The following is a 17,876-nucleotide window of genomic DNA, read 5'->3' as shown; positions in this document are numbered from 1 at the left end:
TGGTCGATATAGGCGTCGCCGGTCCCAAACACCACGTCGACCCACTCCCAACCGCGAGCAGCCATTTCTTCGCGTGTGGCCGGCAATGGCTGATTGGCGCCTCGCGGCGCGCGCGCGCTGGCGTCCGGCCGCGCCAAGCTTCCCGCGCCAAAGCGCGGCGCCCCGAGCACAGGGAGTTCCAGCGGCGACGGCGGTGCTTTGATTTCGACGGACATGGGACCCTTATTGTCCGCCCGTGAGCACAACTAGAAAAGGGCCGCCCTCAAATCTCGTCGAAGCCGCCGAACGATGCCAGTAAGCAGACTGGCGCCCTATAGTTTGGGCAGCGCCGGCGGTTGACGCCGCTCGAGCTCGCGCAGTTGCTCCACGCGGCGCCCGGTTGGCATCACGTTCGGGCCGCCCCCCACCTGCTGCTCGGGGCGCGGCACAAACCGCTCGTCGATCTCAAATCCAAACGGGTGCGCCAACTCGCGCTCGGCCAGCGCCGCCCATGGCGTTCCGGGGTTTTGCTCCACGCAGCGGTTCAAGAGTCGGCGCGCCTCTTCCGCCTGTTTGCCCGCCGCGGCGCCCGAGCGGTAATGCTCCGCCGGCCGGAATGTCCAGCGGTTGCTCTTGGTGTCCACAAAATCGGCCCCTTTGCCCTTCATCTCCGCGCAGGTGAAGTTGTACTCCGCGCAGCGCAACTGCATGGCCAGCAGACGCCCATACGTCAGGTCGTACCAGGCCTGCCAACGCGGCGAGTCTTCCTGCTCGTACTCGCTTTCCAGTCCCTTGGCGCCAAACCCCACTAGCGCCGCCTGGACGATGATGCTGTTAAAAGCCACTGTCTGCTGCGCCTCGCGCAGTTGATCTTGAAAATTCTCGCCCGTCGGCTCGAACTCCAGTCGCGGGGTTCCCTTCGCCTCCCGCGCCAAGGTCACATCCACCGCGTTCAAGATCGCTTGTCGCAGCTTGCTGTCGCGCACTTCCCGCATGTACTGCCCAGCGCTCACATACTCCGGCATGTAGCGGCGCATGGCGTCGAGCGAAAAGGGCGACTGGTCTCCGGCCGCGTCGCTAATAAAGTAAACCCCGCCGCTCTCCACCGCCAACCGCGTGAGCGCGAACGGACCAATGCCCGCCGACATCCGATCGTGCTGCGGTCCGTCGAACCAATACGGCAAACGCAATAGCTCGTAGCGCGCCGTGTCGGGACCGCGATCCACTTCGATCGGATACATTTTGCCGTCGTCGGGATGCTTGTACTGGTGAATCCCCTTCTGCCGGCCAAACATGGCCGAAGGGCCCACGGTGAACACCGGCACCGACAACCGCTGACACAGCTTGATCGACTCCTCCAGCCGCGAGTAGTCGTCGCCCGATTCGTCGGTGCAAATGACGAGCATGATACGGCGATCCTGCCGATTGCGCAGCGACTTGAACTGATCGAGACTGGTCAGCACCGCCGAAAAAACGTTCTCCACTCCGGTGTCGTCCACCGGAATTTTGCGGATCGCGCCGACGATCTTGTCCGCTTCGTTGGTGGGGGGCACCAGAATTTTAGTCTCCATGCCAAAGCTCACCACGGCGTTCACCAACAGATCGCCCTGCAAACTGCCGAGTTCGCCCAACTCGCTGTAAATGCGCTCCAAGCGGCCGGCGACCGCCTCATGCTCGTCCACCAAGCTGATCGACGCGTCCATCAGCCACACCACAAGCAGCTTGCCGTGCTCCAGATTGGACACGATCTCATGCGTGATGCGGTCCACCGCCCCTTCGACCGACGCCACTTCTTCGCCGGCGCTGCCGCGCCGCACGATCAGATCGTCCACCTCCAATCCCTCGACAATCGCCAGGTCGTCCATCTTCACCTCGGGCACGCGCACATCGGACGCGGCGACCACGGTTGGCGTGAGCATTGTTTCGACCAGTGGATCGGCGCCGGCGGTGGCCGCCACCGAGTACGCCTCAGCCGCAAAGAGGCTCTCGCGGCGCTCGTCCGATGGCTCGGCAATCGCCAAATCGGTGGGCGGTTGATCAATCGGCGCCGGCGGCTCCTCATTCACCGCTGCTTCAAACTCGCGCACCAAAGGCTGCGGGTAACCAGAGATGGTGAGCTGCGCGAAGAGGGCCAGGGCCGTCAGATGCAAAAACACGCTGGTCACGCTCGGCAACGCGCCCTGCGGCCGACGCCACCAAGTATCGGCCGGCGACGCCTCGCCCTTTTCGCTATCAACCGCTGGCGCTAGCGGGTCGGTTGGACTCGCTTCGCGATGCGGCCACCATTTGCCGAATGCGCGCAACATCAGGGCAGACACCTGGTCAGTTTTTCGCTACGACCTTGATTATAACTGCCCGCGGCGCCCGCTTGAGGGTCAATTCAAAGCCAATTCGTCGCTGAACCGGCCCCGTTGTCGACGGTCAGACCGGTGTTTTCGACTCTCGATTGGTCAGATCATCGTTTGGCTGAAAAGCTTCTGTTCGCCGGTTCGCCCGCCGCTCTTGCTTCAGTTTGATGCGGGCGACCCGCTGCTTGTGCCGGCGCCAATAGTAAGCCACCAGCCCAATGACCGTGACGGCCACGATTGCGGTGATCGCCTGTTCGGCGTCTTGAACCATGTCCATCAGCCGCAACTCACCCAACCGCCAGGCGTAGGCGTAGCTCAGCCCAAACACCACGCCGATCACCGTGGTGGCGGTGAAAATATCGGCCAGCAGGAATCGCCGAAACGGCATGCGCAAGATGCCGGCCGCCAGATAGGCCGTCGAACGCAAACCGACCAAAAACCGCGCGCCAAACAGCACCTTCACGCCATGCTGCCGAATCATCCGCTCGACGCGCAACTCTCGCTCGGGTCGCAAAAAACGCCCAAACCAGCGCGTTTCCCGCAAGATGCCGTGGCCGAAGTGGTAGCCCAGCAGATACAGCAGGCAATCGCCCGTCAGCGCGCCGAACAGGCAAGCCGCAAACGCCAGCCAAGGGTTGAGCTGGTCGTACGACGCGGCAAGCCCAGCCGCGATAACGACCAGTTCTTCGGGAATCGGCAGCACCACGCCGGCAATCAACAGCGCGATGATTCCGACGTAGGAGATGTTGCTAAACAGCAGGTCCAGCATTGCTTGCGGGGGGTGGCGTGGTGCGCGGTGGACGTACGATTCTACCCGCCAGCCCGCCGACAAACAGCGGCATTTGGCGCGGATCGCAATCGCGATTCAGCCGGATTTGTCGCGGACATGGCCGGGCCAAGCTTTTGATTGACCAAAAACGCGGCCCGCTCCAGCTCGTCATCGCAGTGTAACAAGCCGCGTCCCCCTCCGCCTTGACCTTAGCGGCCCGCGATCTTGCCTTACCCAACTGGCCGCGCCACCTGCGGTTTCAAGGGTCAGCGATATGCTCCTCTATTTTCAGCGCGCCATAGCGACTTGCGCGACCGCCGTGAGCGAACTTGCCATCTGGCAGCAGCAGTACGGCGACCTGCTGGTTGGCCTTTATTGGCTTTTTTGGTGGGTCACGAGCTAGCGATCCGCACCAACTCCGCGCCCGGATATACCGATTTTGTGGAGTTTGCCGGTTACGCCGCCCGATTACCAAATGGGGGGCCGCCAGCGCGACTTTCACGGGCGCTAGCGGCGCCAGGCAGGCCGGGCTGGCAAAGACCCGCTCGGGGGGAAAGTAAAAACCAACACCCGTCCGCGGCCAGTTGAAGCCGATCAACGGCCCGCGGCAACTACGGGAAAAAACTACCAGGTCGGCCAAGCAAGGAAGCAAACCATGAAACGACTCTTTGTCGCGGCGCTATTGCTCATGGCGATCGGATCGAGCACCGGCTGCTGCATTATCGATCACCTGTTCCATTGCCCCTGCGGACGGTGGCGCGGCGGCGGCTGCGGACCCTATGGCGACTGCGGATCCTGCGGCAGTTGTGGCGACTCCTGCACCTATGGCGGCGGCGCCTACGATGGTGGCGGCTACGACCCCGTGCCCGGCTGCAGCGACTGCGCCCGACGCCACGGTGGCGGCGGCGAAAGCTACGCCGGACCGCAAGGCCCTCCTGGCCCGCCGGTTGGACAGGTCGCCTATCCCTACTACACCACACGCGGACCGCGCGATTTTCTCGCAAGAAACCCAGGCGATATCGGTCCGTAGTCCATCGGCCACGCGGACAAAAAACGAAAACGCCGGCCTGCCGGGCTCATGCCCCGCGGGCCGGCATTTTTTACGCTGCGGCGGATGACAAAGGCTACGACTTCTTGCTCAGCTTGTCGTAGAGCGCTTGCGCCGCCTCGCGATTGGCGAACGGGCCCCGCGCGTCGAGCGCCGCGCGCAATAGCCGCATCGCTTCTTCTTTGTTGTTGCGGGCCGCCAAAATCTGCCCCATGACGTAGGCCGCGTCACCACTCATGGCCCCCGCATTGGCCACCGCCTGCAACAGTTGCGCGGCGTCGTCGGTACGTCCCACCTTGAAATAGATGCCCGCCAAAGCGGCCGCCGCCTCGGTATTGTTGGGATATTGCCTCACGTTCAACTCGCCCAACTCGCGAGCGCGGCGCAGCTTGCCCTCGTCGTCCTGCTCCGCCAGCACCAGCGCCAACTGATTTGCCGCCGTAAAGTTGGCCGGCGACAACAGGTGCGCCGACTGAAACTGCTTCTCCGCTTCGAGATAGTCCTTTTGAAAGCGCGCCACCAGCCCGCGAATCACCTTGGCTTCGATCATGTCGGGCTTGAGCTTCAAGGCTTCGTCGGCGTGTAATTTGGCCGCATCAAGCTGGCCCTGCTCCCAGTTCCACTCCGCCAAACCGACCTGCACCTCGGGATCTTGTGGCGCCCGTTCCAGCGCCAGTTTCATCCATTCCGCCGCCTTGGTCTTGTCTTCTTTTTGCTGATACAGCCGGCCCATCATGATCTCCGGCGTCGGCGCCTGATCGCTCAACTTCGCCGCTGCCTGAAACTCCTGATACGCCTCCTGCGATTTGTCGGCTTGGAACAGCGCCTGTCCCATCCGCACGCGCGGCCGATAATCCTTGGCGTCGAGCGCGATCCATGCCGTCAGGTGCTTTTGCGCCTCAACCCAGTTCTTGCGCGACTCCGCCACGGTGGCCAAGCCCGCCTCGGCGCGCAGCGCCAATTCGCTCTTGCGCGGCGACTTGTCGTCCAGCGCCGCGGCCAGCGCGGCCACTTTGTCGTAGAGCATGCCCGCCTCGGTGTACCGCCGGTCCGCCAGCGCCAAGTTGCCCAACAGGTCGTACGCCTCAGCGTCGTCCGGCGCCTTGGCGAGCGCTTGCTCCAATTCCACGCGCCCGTTCGCCACGCGCCCCGTAGCGAAGAACAACCGCGCCAACATCACCTCAGCCGACGACAGCTCGGGATGTCGCATCCGCGCGACTTCAAATTCCTGACGCGCCTCCTGCAGATTGCCCGACGTGAACTTCGCCACCGCGGCGTCGACCTCCGGATACTTCTTGCCTTTGGGCTGCGCCAACACCGTTTCCGACGAGATCGGCGCGGCTACCAGTTCGCCGGCCACTGACAGCGCGACGCATAGCGGCACAACCCACAACACCCAGCGCGGCAGCGATACGATCATGAAAGTTTCTCGCTCTGTGGACAATCAACACGACAACGCTTCAATCTGTCACAATCGAGCGGCCGTTGCAAACAGCTCCTGCCCAACCATGTCGCCGCGCGACCAGCGCGTTGCGCGCCAATTTACGAAAACGGGCCGAGACGCGCTTGCGGCCCGGCCCGTTGGCAATGGTTGTAACGACGGTCGCGATTACTCGGTGTCGTTCGACGGCAGTTTGCCTTCCTTGAGCAAGTCGCCGAAGGTCGGCGAAGCCGAATCGCCAGCCACGCTGTGCATGCCCGCCACCTTGTCGAGCGCCTCCTGGATCTTCTCCGGGTTCTTGGCGTCCGCCTTCTTGTCCAACAACTCGGCCAGCGCGTCGCCATAGGCGTTGCGCATCTTCTTGTCCTTGCCCTTATGGCACACGTTGCACTTCACCTTGGCCACCGCTTCGACCAGCGCCACATCCTTCGGATCGGTGGAGTCCTTCTTGAGATACTTCGCCTCGAACTCCTTCTTGAACGGCGGAATCGCTTGCGCCGATGGCACGGCGACCCACAACACCGAGGCCAACACCACGGTCATCACTAGCGCGAGGCTCACAACCTTCTTCATAACGTCTGTCTCCACGGGGATAGGTCAATCCAGGGCCAGAGCCCGCGCGCGTGACGACCCCCAGGGGTCAATCTCAACGAGAAATTCACGAGGCGGGCACAGCAAGCTAAGGCAGGCTTCTGGCGGGGAATATTAGTTGAACCCGACAATTTGCGCGTGTCAACTGTGAGCAAGGACGCGTAAACCGTACCAGCGTTCCGCTTTTGCTAACTCGATGGCAATTGCCAGTTTGAATGAATCGACGAGGTTGAAATGCGAGTCCCGTGTTTGTGTTTGACGCCGTGCTGCTTGCTCTTGCTGACGGCCCGCGCGCTAGCGGCGCCTTGCCAAGCGCCGTTACTCTCGCCGCACTCCCAACTGCGTGATCAGTAGCGCCGCGCCGGTCATCGTCATGCCCTTCAAGAAGAACGACGTCTGTATCTGCGCCATCCGCGCGTCCTCGGTATTCACGATCCCGGCGCCGTGAACCACGATCGTCACCGGCACAAGAAACAGCACAATCAGCCAGCCGCCCAAGCGCGGCCGCCAATTGCACAAAATCATCGCCGCGCCGCACAGTTCCACGATGCCCGACACAATCACCCAAAAGGCCCGGCCGGGGATCGCCGCCGGCATCAGCGACACATAGCCCGCCAAATCGGTGAAATGGGTGATACCCGAGGCGAAGAAAATCAGCGTGAACAGCACCCGCCCGACCATGCCGATGGCCGGATGAACGATCGTCAGGTCGCGCTGTCCGCGGTCGCTCATACCAGTCCTCCCAGAAAGTGGCGGTTATCTGTCAAATGTGCGGTCTAGATGATAACCGTCGTTGACCACCGCAGCCCACGTTTAACGCGAACTACGGGCTCCGCTCGCCCCTGGTTTCGCCGCTGACCCACCCTTGATCGCGCCGCCGACAACCGTTATTCTTCTTGATTCCCCTTGGGGTTCCCAGGCGAATCTCTTGGGCTAAGTCCATAATTCATCCGGCCTTCGGGCCGTTTCCGCACAGACACCACTCCGAGCCCAACGCAACTGTCATGGCTGTCAAAACGAACAAGAGCTACATGGCCAAGCCCGGCGAGGTCGAGCAAAACTGGTGGCTCGTCGACGCCAACGACAAGATCGTGGGCCGCCTGGCCAGCGATATCGCCATGCGGCTGATGGGCAAGCATCGCCCCGAATACACCCCGCACGTCGACACCGGCGACTTTGTCGTTGTCATCAACGCCGACAAGATCCGCTTCACCGGCAACAAGTGGAACCAAAAGCGCTACACCTGGACCACCTACTATCCGGGACTGCGCCAAGAGACCGCCGGCGACCGCTTCGCCAAAAAGCCGGAACTGATTATCCAGGAAGCGGTTCGCCGCATGCTCCCCAAGAACAAGCTGGCGACCAAGATGCTGAGCAAGCTCAAGGTGTACGCCGGCGACCAGCACCCGCATCAGGCGCAAAATCCGCAGCCCGCAGAGTTGGGCGTCAAAGGCGCGCGGGTTCGCAAGACCGGCGCCACCGCCTGACAAGTCACCACCAGCCACCCGCAAACGGCATTAGGATCACCGACCGATGAGCACCGCCACTTCGGCCAAAACGCCCGCCAAAGCCTCCGCCGACAGCCTCGGCACCGGGCGTCGCAAGACCTCCGTCGCCCGCGTCCGCCTGCGACCGGGCAGTGGCGCCATCATCATCAACGAGCGCGCCCTGGACAATTACTTCCAAAACGAGCGTGACCGCGCCGACGTTATGGCCCCGCTGGAAGAGACTGGCCAGCAGGGCAAGGTGGATGTGTCGGTCAAGGTGCATGGCGGCGGCATCGCCTCGCAGGCCGGCGCCATCAAGCTGGGCATCGCCCGCGCCCTGATCGCGCTGAACCCCGAAAATCAGCCCGCCCTGCGCGACAAGCAATTGCTCACCCGCGACGGACGCATGAAAGAACGCAAGAAGTACGGACTCCGCGGCGCCCGCCGCGGCACGCAGTTCTCGAAGCGTTAATCGCCGCTTCGCTGCGTCCAATACACAACACACAGAACGCCATGGCCCCCTACGGACCGTGGCGTTCTTTCTTTTTGCCAATCTGCAATTGACTTGGCGCGGCGCGTTCGGGGTACACTCTGCGCACGCTATCAGAATCCGCGATTGCTCCTCACCGGCTCGCATTCAACTCAATTCAAGGCAGGGACGCCATGCTCGATTCATTGCTCCAGCGCGTGCTGGCCCGCCGCGGCGCCAATCTAGGTCAACGCGCCGTCTGCGCTTTGGCGCTGCGGTTGTGGAAGCTTGGCCGCTGCGTGCCCGTCCTGAATCGACTGCAAGGCACGCTCACGGTGCGCGGCCTGCGCCTGCGCGCGCGGCTCTTTTCCTATGACGACCTGCTCTGCGTCCGGCCCGATTACGAAGCCGCCCTGCGCCGCTGGCTGCCGCCGTCGGGCGCCGTGGCCATCGACGCCGGCGCCTACATCGGTCGGCACACGCTCGAACTGGCCCAGGCCGTTGGCCCCACCGGGCTGATCGTGGCGATCGAGCCACTGCCCGAGAACATGACGCTACTTGCCTATAACGTGCGGCTCAATGGCTATCCGCGGGCCCATTTATGCCGCTGCGCGCTGGCGGCCGACACGGGCGAGGCCGTGCTGCGCTTCGGCATAGAACGCTCCACAGCCACCCTCGATCCCCAGCGCGCAACGGCCGCCCGGCTCGACCGGCAAGTCGTCGTCGCGCAGCGCCGGCTCGACGATCTGCTGGCCGATCTTGGCATCGCGTCGATCGATTATCTCAAGTTCGATGTCGAAGGGGCGGAACTAGCCGCCCTGCAAGGGGCCGAGCGCACGCTACGCGCCAGCCCACGCGCCACCTTGGCCATCGAACTGCACGGCAGCGCCAGCGCCCACGGCCAGGTGCGCGCATGGCTTGTCGAGCGCGGGTATGAAATCGAGGAGTTGAACGACGCCGGTCGCCACTTTTTCATCGCGGCGCGGCGCCAGACTGTCGCCTTCGTGCCCAGCGAGCGCGCGGCGGCGCTCCTTCGCGCCAGCGCCTGACGGTCGGGCGGCTACGGATTCAACAGATCGTCGAGGTCGGCTTCCGATAGCTGCTTGTTGTGCGCGGCATGTGCGCCGTTCTTCGACACCGGCTCCGCCGGCTCGAAATCGAAGTCGGGCAGCCCGTCGTCCGACTGGCCCAGCGATGCGGGCTCTTCCATCGGCAACGGGGCCGGGGCGTCGTCTGCTTCATTGCCGAAATAGGGCGACGGAATGTCCAGCGCCGACTCTTCAATCGCCCTCGGCTTGGCTTTCTTCTTGCTCGGCTTCTCCGGTTTGGCCGCCTTGGCAGCCTTCGGTGGTTTGGGCGCCTTCGGCGCCTTTGGCTTGCGCGGCCTGCTCTTGATCTTTAGCGCCGCAATCAGCCGCTGCCAAAACGTCGGCTTGGCAGGCGCCGCGACCACTGCCACTTGCTCGGCGGCTGGCGTCGCGCCGCCCGCAGTCATTTCGATTGCCGTGTTGTCGGTCGGCTCAATGGCCGACGCCATCGCCTCGGGTTCATCCAGATTCAGCGGTTCGTCAAAGCTAATTTCCATATCATCGACGAGCGGCGCCGCCTCGGCCGGTGGCGCCGGACGCTCACCATCGTCGAGCGTGGAGAAAATGAAATCCTCCGCCTCCTGCGAGTAAGTCAACGGCGCCACGGGACCGCTGTGCGCCGGCCCCTTTTCTTTCAATGGCGTTGCAACCGCCGCCTCCTCCAAGGCGACGATTGGCGCCTCCGCCGCCGCTGGCGCGGCCGGCTTCGATTTCCCCTGCTTGGCTGGCTTCGGCGGCTTCGGCTTGCGCTTGAGCGACAAGAAGCCAAACAGCGACCGCTTCGCTTTCTGCGGCGCCTCGATCGCTTCCACTGCCGCAACAGCCGGCTCGCTGTCGATCGCGGCCAAGGCAGCGGGCGGCCCATTGATCGTCGGCTCAGCGCCTGCCGATACCGCTGCTGACAAATCATCTTCCAGCACAATATCGGCATCGCCTGGCGACAACGCCCGCGCGTCGTCGTCAGGTAGGTCGCTTGGCAGATCGAGTGACTCGCGCGGTTGGTCGAGATCAAGCTGGCCGATATCGTCCAAATCGCTGATGCCCCCCAGTTCGATGCCGTCATCCAAGTCGGCCGCTACATCCGGCGAGTCGGCCACTGTGGCATTTGCCTCGGGCTCAAACTCCTGAAACTCTTCAATCGATTTCAATTCGGTCGGCGGCGGCGAGTCGTCGAGCCCCAGCGCCTCGAGCGCCGCGAACTCGGCGTCGTCGTCGGCAGCCGCCGGCAAGACTGCCTGCAGCGGCTCTAACTCGGCCGGCTCTTGCTCCAGTTCAAATTCTGGCTCGAAAGTGGTCGATGGCTCCAGCGCGATCGGCGGGTTTTCGTCGATCGACTCGAGCGCCAATGGCTCGCCCGCCTCTTCGACTCCGAGATCGAGGTCTAGCTCGTCCACTAGCTCCAGCGGCGCCAATGTCTCGTCTTTGACAACCTCATCGGGCGCCGGCAGCAGCGTCAACTCTGGCTCGACCAACGATGCTTGCGGCGTCAGCGGCGAATCCAAATCGAGTTCATCCGTCTCGAATTCGGCCAATGGCTCGTCGATTGACGTGAGCGGCTCTAGTTCGTCGAGCGGCGCCAAAGGCGTCAGGTCCTCGATCACCGGCGGCGCTAGCGTGTCGAGCGGCGTTGGCTCGTCCATGTCGCTGATCGTCAGCGCCGACTCGTCCTCGGGCGACTCCAACTCGGCCAGCGGTTCCAATTCGTCCAAAGGCGCCAAGGGCGCCAGATCATCCATCGGGAAATCCGTCGGCTCCGGCGCGCCATCAGGCGCCGCGTCGAACGGCTCGATTGCCAACTCGTCGGCAATAGCCAACTCGTCCGCAATCGGCTCCAAATCGAGATCAGCAATTGGTTCCAGCGGCAGCGCCGCCGGGGGCACAGCGCTCGGCTCCAGGTCCAACGGCGCGTCGGTGTCCAAATCAAGCGCCAAGGCGTCGTCGAGCGCTAGCGCGTCGTTGTCCAGATCCATTTCCAGGCTGGCCAACGATTCTTCCTCCTGTGCGATGCCCGGCTGCTCGTCCGCCCCCTCAGTGTCCTCGCTCGTGGAGTCCGGCGCCTCTAGCAACGCCGCCGCGGCAGGCGGCGCAAGCGGTAGCGGCAAATCGTCGTCCAGTGTCAACTCGGGGTCGTCCACCAGATCGACCGGCAGCATCGCGCTCGGCCCCGCGTCGTTCGACTTCTGCTCAGGCGTTGTTTCGACTGGCCCGGCGACATCAAGCTCGTCATCGAGCGAAAAATCGTCGCCGAGCTCCAGCATCAGGTCATCGCCGCCATCGGGCACATTGTCGGCAACGATCGGCGCGGCTTCTTCGCTATCAGGCGAAAACTCGCTCTGCGAGTCCTCCAGCGCCAACTCTTCGCTGTCGGACGCGGTTTCGTCCAGCAAATCAAGCGGCAGCCAATTATCGCTGGAATCTTGTTTTGGCTCGTTAACAGGCGCGCTCGGCTCCGGCGCGGACTTTAGTTCCTGCGCCACCGCCCGGCTCAGTTCGTCGTCGTCGAAGTCGATGCTCAGATCGTCTTCGTCGAGCGCCAATTCGCCTCCGCCCACCTCTGCCATTGGCGGCGCTGGCTCAACATCCCCTATTTCCTCGAGCGCCAGTTCTTCTGGCTCGGGTTGCGGTGTTGGCGGCGCTGCATTGACCGCGGGCGACTCTGGCTCGTCGAGCGACAAACCAAAGTCATCATCAAGCGCCAGCAGATCGTCGTCGCCGACTGCCGGTGGCATGGGCGGCGCGAGCGCGGCGGCGGGCTCTTCATCAACCGCGTCGAAATCGAGCGCCAAGTCGTCTGCGCCAACATCACCGAGCGCTAGCGCGTCCGGCTCGGCGGGCGCCGCAAGCGGTTTCGCGCTGGCCACGGGCGCTTCGGGCTCCCCGAGCGACAGATCAAAATCATCGTCGAGCCCCAGCAGGTTGTCGTCGTTTGACGCTGCCGGCGTCTTAGCAGGCTTCTCGGCGGGAGCGTCAAAGTCGAGCAACAGGTCATCCCCGCTCACATCATCGAGCGCCAAATCGTCGATTGCCAAATGGGCCGCTGGCGCCACCAAAGTGTCGTCGCCCGGCGTCTCGGCAAGCGCGTCGGCGGCGGCCAATGCCGCCAGATCGTCTCCCGGCAAGGTCTGTGCCAGCGAGGCGTCGACTGGCGCGGCCTGATACACCGCCTCGAACACCAAGGGACCAATCGTCAAACGTTGCCCCGGCCGCACAGCCATCTCGCCCTGCACGCGCGACTCGCCGACAAAGGTGCCGTTGGCCGAGCCATCGTCGCGCACATAGAGCACACCATCGCGCTCGAACAACTCGCAATGCTTGCGGCTGACCGTCGGGTGCAAAATGGCGAGTTTTTGATCTTTCGATCGCCCCACGGAAAGGGGCAACTTCAAAGTGATCTCCCGGCGATTGGCGCGCCCGGAGACGACAACGAGTTTTGCTTGCATGAAGTTGACTCGGCTGGACAACGGCGCGAGCTGGCCGATGCGGCGGTGAGAAGTGAGGCAACTTTTTACTATAGCGCTAGAAGCGAATGACAGCAAACAATTTAGGCATTGCCGGCAGCCCGCGAACCGGGCCACTTATGCCGCCGCTTGCCCGCTCGCAAATCGGCCACTAGCTTGACTCCAAAGCCAGTGGGCGCATAAGTTTGTTGCACGCGACGCGCGCGGCGCAACTGCCCTTGCGAATCGCCATCGCGCCCCTATAATCCGAAGATTCCGGTCACCGCGGCAAGCGCCGGCAGTATGTCTGTTTGCGCCTTCCGCGTTGGCCAGATGCAATGGGCGGGTGTAGCTCAGTTGGTAGAGCACCACGTTGCCAACGTGGTTGTCGTGGGTTCGAATCCCATCACCCGCTCTTTTGTTGTTTCCGGGGGGGAAACAGGACTCAAAGCAAGCGCGCGGCCAGCGGCCCCCCGTTCGGTCCAAACTCTCCAGCGGGGGCGAAGATCGCCCCAGGCCGCGCACCGGTTGTGAAGGCACACAAGTATGGCTCGTGAGGATTCGGAACAAAACGTGGGCACCGTCGATGACGAGGCGCAGCAAGAGCCACAAAAGCTCAATCTCGACGTCAAGATCGACACTAAGAGCGCCTGCGAGCGCCATGTGACGGTCACCGTCGCCCGCGAAGACATCGAACGCTATTTCGATAAGGCGTTCAGCGATCTCATGCCAAGCGCCGCCGTGCCGGGCTTCCGCCCTGGCCGCGCGCCGCGCAAGCTCATCGAGCATCGCTTTCGCAAGGATGTCGTCGATCAGGTGAAGGGTTCCCTGATCATGGACAGCCTCACCCAAATCACCGACGACCAAAAGCTGGCCGCAATCAGCGAGCCCGACCTCGATCCCATGGCGGTCGAAGTCCCCGAAGATGGCCCGCTGGTCTTTGAGTTCGATATCGAGGTTCGCCCCGAGTTCGAACTGCCCAAGTGGCAAGGTCTGTCAATCGAGCGCCCCACCCGCGCATTCAGCGACGCCGATGTGCAGGATCAGCTCCAAAAAATCCTGGAGCGCCGCGGGCGACTGGTCCCCGTGGACGACGCCGCCAAGCCCGGCGACTTCATCGCCACCAAGCTCAGCTTCAAGAACGGCGACGAGCTGCTCTCCGAGAGCGACGAGGAGGTGATCCGCATTCGCCCCGTGCTCAGCTTCCGCGATGGCAAGCTCGAAAAGTTCGACAAGCTGATGAAGGGGGTCAAGGCGGGCGAAACGCGCGAGGCCGAGGCCAAAATCAGCGCCGACGCCCCCAACGAGGCCTTGCGCGGCAAGACCGTCACCGCCGTCTTTCAGGTGCATGAGGTCAAGCGGCTCGAAGCGCCAGAGCTAACGCCGGAATTGCTCGACGACCTGGGCGGCTTCAAGACCATCGACGATCTGCAAGTCGAGATTCGCCAGACGCTGGTTCGTCAGCTCGAATACCATCAGCAACAGCGCGCTCGCGAGCAGGTGCTGGCGCAGCTCACCGTGTCGGCCGATTGGGACCTGCCTCCCGATCTGCTGCGGCGGCAATCGGGCCGCGAACTGCAGCGCTCGATCCTCGAACTGCGCCGCAGCGGCTTCCAAGACGATCAGATTCGCGCTCACGAGAACGAACTGCGGCAGAACAGCCTCGCCTCCACCGCCAAGTCGCTCAAAGAGCACTTCATCCTCGAGCGCATCGCCGAAGATCAAAAAATTGAGGACGAGCCCGCCGACTACGATCACGAGATCACCCTCATTGCCGCCCAAAGCGGCGAGAGCGTCCGCCGCGTTCGCGCTCAACTGGAAAAGCAGGGGCTGATGGACACCTTGCGAAATCAGATCGTCGAGCGGAAGGTCATCGAGCTCATCTTGTCCAGCGCCAAGTTCAAGGATGTCGCGTTTGAGTTGGAACCGTCTCACGCCGAGGCCATCGATCAAGCGGCCGCTGGCGGTGACGAAGAGGAGTCGAACATTCCCGAGGCCGAATATCCCGACGAAGCCAAGCCCGCTCGCGCCAGCGAGCAGCGCGGCTAACACGATCGATCGCAACCGGCACGGGCGCCCGCCAAGGATGGTCGGCGCGGCGCGCGTAACGCTTGAGTCTTAAGGAACCTCGTTATGAATCAGTTCACTGGGTCCAGCCCGGTCGACCCCCGGGCGGCCTACCGTGAATATCAACGACAGCGATCGCTGACGCTCGGCGATTTGCTGCTCGAAAATCGCATTATCTTCCTACAAGGCGAAATTCACGACGGCAACGCCAACGAGATCGTGATGAAGTTGCTCTACCTGCAGAGCGAAAATCGCCGCAAGGACATTCACTTCTACCTCAATAGCCCCGGCGGTAGCGTCACGGCCACCCTGGCCATGTACGACACCATGCAGATCCTCACCTGTCCCGTGGCCACCTACTGCGTGGGCCTTGCCGCCAGCGGCGCCGCGGTACTCTTGGCCGGCGGCACCAAAGGCAAGCGCTATGCCCTGCCCAACGCCAAGGTGATGATCCATCAGCCGTGGGGCCAGGTGGGCGGACAGGTCTCCGACATCGAGATTCAGGCCAACGAGATTTTCAAGACGCGCGACGTGCTCAATCGCGTGCTGGCCGACCATACCGGTCAACCAATCGAGCGCATCGCGAAAGACACCGACCGTGACTATTACATGACTGCGGCCGAGGCCAAAGAATATCAACTCGTCGACGAGATTCTGACCCGGCCCCCCCTGTCGGCAGACGACGACGACAAGGACAAGTAGCAAGAGGACGACAAGTCATAAGTGGCCGCCAACCCGTTTCGCATCCAGACGCCAGGAGCCGGCGAATCGTTTCGCCCCTAACGCAAATGCCCTTCGCCGGGCGCCATCCCCACTCGACGGAGCAGTGACGCCGTGCCTTTGATTCCATTCGTCATCGAAAAAAGCGGCCGCGAAGAGCGGGCGATGGACATTTACAGTCGCCTGCTCAAGGACCGCATCATCTTCCTCGGCAGCCAGGTCAACGACGAAGTCGCCAACTCGATCGTCGCGCAACTGTTGTTTCTGCAATCGGAAGATCCCAAGTCCGACATTCACCTCTACATCAACAGCCCCGGCGGCAGCGTCACCGCCGGATTAGCCATCTACGACACCATGCAGTTCGTCACCTGCGACGTGGCCACCTACTGCATCGGGCAGGCCGCCTCGATGGGCGCCGTGCTGCTCACCGCAGGCGAGGCGGGCAAGCGCTTCGCCCTGCCGAACGCGCGGATCATGATCCATCAGCCGCTGGCCGGCATGGAAGGCACTGCGGAGGAAATTTTGATCCACGCCAAGGAGTTCCGCAAAGTCAAGCAGCGGCTCAACCAGATCCTGATCAAGCACACCGGGCACGCCATTGAAAAGATCGAGCAAGACACCGACCGCGATCGCTTCATGACCGCCGAGGAGGCGATGGAGTACTCGCTGATCGACCGCGTGATCGAGCGAATGGAGCCAGTGGTCGCCAGCAAGTAAGCAGTCAACCAAGATCGAACCAGTTGGCTCGCGCCCAGACGAGCCACGCAAACCCGATGGCGCGTCGCCCGCGACGGCCTTCCAACCAACGAACGGATTCGAGAACATCGCCGGGTAGCGGGCGGCTCCCGCCGTTTGCTCGCCCGGCGACTTCAACCAATAACTTAATTACAAGCGCGAGGCCAACCATGGACGGCTGGCGAAAGACGCTCTGGGTGCTTTGTTTGCTCCTGTCGTGCGGGTGCCGCGCGGGTCGCATCACCGAGCCGCTGGAACGCGAAAACCGTCACCTCGAGGACCGCATCTATTGCCTGGAGGATCAACTGCGCGAAACTTGCGCGCAGCTCGATTCGGCCCATCGCGAAAATGCCGCTCTCCGCCGAGATCTGGGAGATGGGCCCGGCAGCGACGATTTCAGCCGCCAGCGCGGCGGCGGAACCAGTCGCGCCCCCCGCGCCGAGTTGGGCGCGCCCACCGATCGACTCCCCGGCGGCGGCGACACCGCGCCCCGGCCCAGCCTGCCGGCCGACGATCTGGAAGACGCGCCCCCTTACAAGCCGCCGACGATCCTGCCTCCTAGCCCCGACCGGCCGGAAGGCATCTTGCCAGAAACGTCATCGCCGGAGCCGGTCCCCGGCCCGATTGAGACGCAGGCTGAGCCTGAGCCCGCCGAACTGCCGCTGGAATCCTCGCCCGGCCCCACGCTCGAAGAGCCGCGAATGCTCATCTCCCCGACCGCGACACGCGCCGCCGCGCCGCTGCAAAGCGCCAACATCGTCGAGATCGCGCTGAACAGCCGGCTCACCGGCGGGCATGACCGTGATGGCCGGCCGGGGGACGATGGCGTGATGGTGGTGATCGAGCCGCGCAACAAGGCGCGCCAGGTGGTCGAACTGCCCGCCGCCGTTTCGATCGTGGTGCTCGATCCGGCCCAGGAAGGTCCGCGAGCGCGGATCGCGCGCTGGGACTTCACCGCCGAAGAAGCGGCCCGGCACTTCAAAAAAACCCCGTTGGGCGAGGGCTTTCACTTCGCCCTGCCGTGGTCGAGCGCGCCTCCGAAAAACTCCGATCTGATGCTCTTTGCCCGCATCACTTTGTCGGACGGGCAGGAGTACATCACCGACAAGTCGATCCGCGTCAAACTGTCCGCTGCGGCCGAAGCTGGTCAATCGATGCCCGCCGCAGGCGATCCTGATGACACCGTTGCCGAGACCGCGCCGCGCGCCACGGAAGCAGCAGGTCCAGCCACCGGCCACCCAGCGGGCGAGCCGGAGCGCATCGTGTCGGAATACGTGCCGCGCCACGCCGAACGCGCGCCGGCCGCCAACTCGCGCACGACCACTCAACCAGGCCGATCGCGCCGGCGATAAACACAGCTTCTTACTGCCCAAACCCGGCCAGCGATCCGGGCATCTTCGGCGTCAAAATTTCGCGGCCATCGGGCGTCGGCAGGCGCTCAAAGCTCTCGCGCGCCTGCCACTGCGGGTGCCGCCGTGTCTCGCTGAACGAGAGCACCGGCTCCACGCAGGCGTCGACCGCGGCGAACGCGGCGGCCCACTCGTCCCGCATCCGCGTGGCGAACACCTCGGCCAGCCGCGCCGCGATTCGTTCCGCGTCGGGCCCCAACAGATGATTGTCGTTCGCCAGTTCAGTCAGCCCCAGCACCGCCAGCACCGCCTGCCAGAACTTGGGCTCCAGCGCCCCCACGCTGATTT

At 63.5% G+C, this 17,876-nt stretch carries 16 protein-coding genes and 1 tRNA gene; 9 read left to right on the top strand and 8 right to left on the bottom strand.

Translation table 11 applies throughout. The features are described 5' to 3' along the window. From K1X71_19440 to K1X71_19430, 3 genes are all read right to left on the bottom strand, one after another. On the bottom strand, positions 1-215 hold a 215-nt coding region (locus tag K1X71_19440; protein MBX7075321.1), incomplete at its 3' end, for a hypothetical protein. A gap of 96 nt (positions 216-311) precedes the next feature. Beyond that, positions 312-2,285: a VWA domain-containing protein gene (locus K1X71_19435; protein ID MBX7075320.1), complete on the bottom strand. Its 1,974-nt coding sequence runs from the start codon at positions 2,283-2,285 to the stop codon at positions 312-314. A gap of 115 nt (positions 2,286-2,400) precedes the next feature. Beyond that, complete coding sequence (locus K1X71_19430; protein ID MBX7075319.1) at positions 2,401-3,096, bottom strand: DedA family protein; 696 nt, start codon at positions 3,094-3,096, stop codon at positions 2,401-2,403. Positions 3,097-3,751: 655 nt separating this feature from the next. On the opposite strand from K1X71_19430, the gene K1X71_19425 reads away from it, so the two are divergent. Then, the gene (locus K1X71_19425; GenBank protein ID MBX7075318.1) at positions 3,752-4,126 is read left to right on the top strand and encodes a hypothetical protein; all 375 of its coding nucleotides are present in this window, start codon (positions 3,752-3,754) and stop codon (positions 4,124-4,126) included. 94 nt (positions 4,127-4,220) lie between these two features. On the opposite strand, the gene K1X71_19420 is transcribed toward K1X71_19425, so the two are convergent. The 3 genes from K1X71_19420 to K1X71_19410 form a co-directional block, all read right to left on the bottom strand. After that, entirely contained in the window at positions 4,221-5,564 is a 1,344-nt protein-coding gene (locus tag K1X71_19420; GenBank protein MBX7075317.1) for a tetratricopeptide repeat protein, read from the bottom strand. A gap of 189 nt (positions 5,565-5,753) precedes the next feature. Beyond that, positions 5,754-6,158 carry a hypothetical protein gene (locus tag K1X71_19415; protein ID MBX7075316.1) on the bottom strand — a complete coding sequence of 135 codons (405 nt, stop codon included), beginning with the start codon at positions 6,156-6,158 and terminating at the stop codon, positions 5,754-5,756. 336 nt (positions 6,159-6,494) lie between these two features. Beyond that, the gene (locus tag K1X71_19410) at positions 6,495-6,908 is read right to left on the bottom strand and encodes a DoxX family protein (protein MBX7075315.1); all 414 of its coding nucleotides are present in this window, start codon (positions 6,906-6,908) and stop codon (positions 6,495-6,497) included. A gap of 272 nt (positions 6,909-7,180) precedes the next feature. Between K1X71_19410 and rplM the strand changes: the two genes are divergently transcribed. From rplM to K1X71_19395, 3 genes are all read left to right on the top strand, one after another. Beyond that, positions 7,181-7,663 carry a 50S ribosomal protein L13 gene (gene rplM, locus K1X71_19405; protein MBX7075314.1) on the top strand — a complete coding sequence of 161 codons (483 nt, stop codon included), beginning with the start codon at positions 7,181-7,183 and terminating at the stop codon, positions 7,661-7,663. 46 nt (positions 7,664-7,709) lie between these two features. After that, positions 7,710-8,135, top strand: coding sequence for a 30S ribosomal protein S9 (gene rpsI, locus K1X71_19400; protein ID MBX7075313.1), 426 nt, complete (start codon positions 7,710-7,712; stop codon positions 8,133-8,135). 191 nt (positions 8,136-8,326) lie between these two features. Further along, positions 8,327-9,181: an FkbM family methyltransferase gene (locus K1X71_19395; GenBank protein ID MBX7075312.1), complete on the top strand. Its 855-nt coding sequence runs from the start codon at positions 8,327-8,329 to the stop codon at positions 9,179-9,181. Positions 9,182-9,192: 11 nt separating this feature from the next. Here K1X71_19395 and K1X71_19390 read toward each other — a convergent pair whose 3' ends face one another. After that, positions 9,193-12,660, bottom strand: a complete 3,468-nt coding sequence (locus K1X71_19390; GenBank protein MBX7075311.1) for an FHA domain-containing protein — start codon at positions 12,658-12,660, stop codon at positions 9,193-9,195. Positions 12,661-12,999: 339 nt separating this feature from the next. Here K1X71_19390 and K1X71_19385 point away from each other — a divergent pair. The 5 genes from K1X71_19385 (at position 13,000) to K1X71_19365 (ending at position 17,531) form a co-directional block, all read left to right on the top strand. After that, positions 13,000-13,072: transfer RNA gene (locus tag K1X71_19385), tRNA-Gly, on the top strand. 131 nt (positions 13,073-13,203) lie between these two features. Beyond that, complete coding sequence (gene tig, locus K1X71_19380; GenBank protein MBX7075310.1) at positions 13,204-14,706, top strand: trigger factor; 1,503 nt, start codon at positions 13,204-13,206, stop codon at positions 14,704-14,706. Positions 14,707-14,790: 84 nt separating this feature from the next. After that, entirely contained in the window at positions 14,791-15,426 is a 636-nt protein-coding gene (locus K1X71_19375) for an ATP-dependent Clp protease proteolytic subunit (protein MBX7075309.1), read from the top strand. A 132-nt stretch (positions 15,427-15,558) separates the two neighbouring features. Continuing rightward, positions 15,559-16,161 (top strand): ATP-dependent Clp endopeptidase proteolytic subunit ClpP, encoded by a 603-nt coding sequence (clpP, locus tag K1X71_19370; GenBank protein MBX7075308.1) that lies wholly within the window; start codon positions 15,559-15,561, stop codon positions 16,159-16,161. Between the two features lie 188 nt (positions 16,162-16,349). Further along, the gene (locus K1X71_19365; GenBank protein MBX7075307.1) at positions 16,350-17,531 is read left to right on the top strand and encodes a hypothetical protein; all 1,182 of its coding nucleotides are present in this window, start codon (positions 16,350-16,352) and stop codon (positions 17,529-17,531) included. A 10-nt stretch (positions 17,532-17,541) separates the two neighbouring features. On the opposite strand, the gene K1X71_19360 is transcribed toward K1X71_19365, so the two are convergent. Then, positions 17,542-17,876: CoA transferase (locus K1X71_19360; protein MBX7075306.1), on the bottom strand; the 335-nt coding region annotated here is incomplete at its 5' end.

The sequence above is a fragment of the Pirellulales bacterium genome, assembly GCA_019694455.1.
Lineage (GTDB): Bacteria > Planctomycetota > Planctomycetia > Pirellulales > JAEUIK01 > JAIBBY01.
The sequence above is the reverse complement of the archived record's forward strand: the minus strand, read 5'-3'. Positions and strand labels throughout refer to the sequence as shown.

Bases quoted from the DNA above. Each gene is read 5' to 3' on its own strand.
- rplM (MBX7075314.1), top strand. From the start codon at position 7,181: ATGGCTGTCAAAACGAACAAGAGCTACATGGCCAAGCCCGGCGAGGTC.
- K1X71_19390 (MBX7075311.1), bottom strand. From the start codon at position 12,660: ATGCAAGCAAAACTCGTTGTCGTCTCCGGGCGCGCCAATCGCCGGGAG.
- K1X71_19410 (MBX7075315.1), bottom strand. From the start codon at position 6,908: ATGAGCGACCGCGGACAGCGCGACCTGACGATCGTTCATCCGGCCATC.
- K1X71_19365 (MBX7075307.1), top strand. From the start codon at position 16,350: ATGGACGGCTGGCGAAAGACGCTCTGGGTGCTTTGTTTGCTCCTGTCG.
- tig (MBX7075310.1), top strand. From the start codon at position 13,204: ATGGCTCGTGAGGATTCGGAACAAAACGTGGGCACCGTCGATGACGAG.
- K1X71_19425 (MBX7075318.1), top strand. From the start codon at position 3,752: ATGAAACGACTCTTTGTCGCGGCGCTATTGCTCATGGCGATCGGATCG.
- K1X71_19415 (MBX7075316.1), bottom strand. From the start codon at position 6,158: ATGAAGAAGGTTGTGAGCCTCGCGCTAGTGATGACCGTGGTGTTGGCC.
- K1X71_19395 (MBX7075312.1), top strand. From the start codon at position 8,327: ATGCTCGATTCATTGCTCCAGCGCGTGCTGGCCCGCCGCGGCGCCAAT.
- K1X71_19420 (MBX7075317.1), bottom strand. From the start codon at position 5,564: ATGATCGTATCGCTGCCGCGCTGGGTGTTGTGGGTTGTGCCGCTATGC.
- rpsI (MBX7075313.1), top strand. From the start codon at position 7,710: ATGAGCACCGCCACTTCGGCCAAAACGCCCGCCAAAGCCTCCGCCGAC.
- K1X71_19430 (MBX7075319.1), bottom strand. From the start codon at position 3,096: ATGCTGGACCTGCTGTTTAGCAACATCTCCTACGTCGGAATCATCGCG.
- K1X71_19375 (MBX7075309.1), top strand. From the start codon at position 14,791: ATGAATCAGTTCACTGGGTCCAGCCCGGTCGACCCCCGGGCGGCCTAC.
- K1X71_19435 (MBX7075320.1), bottom strand. From the start codon at position 2,285: ATGTTGCGCGCATTCGGCAAATGGTGGCCGCATCGCGAAGCGAGTCCA.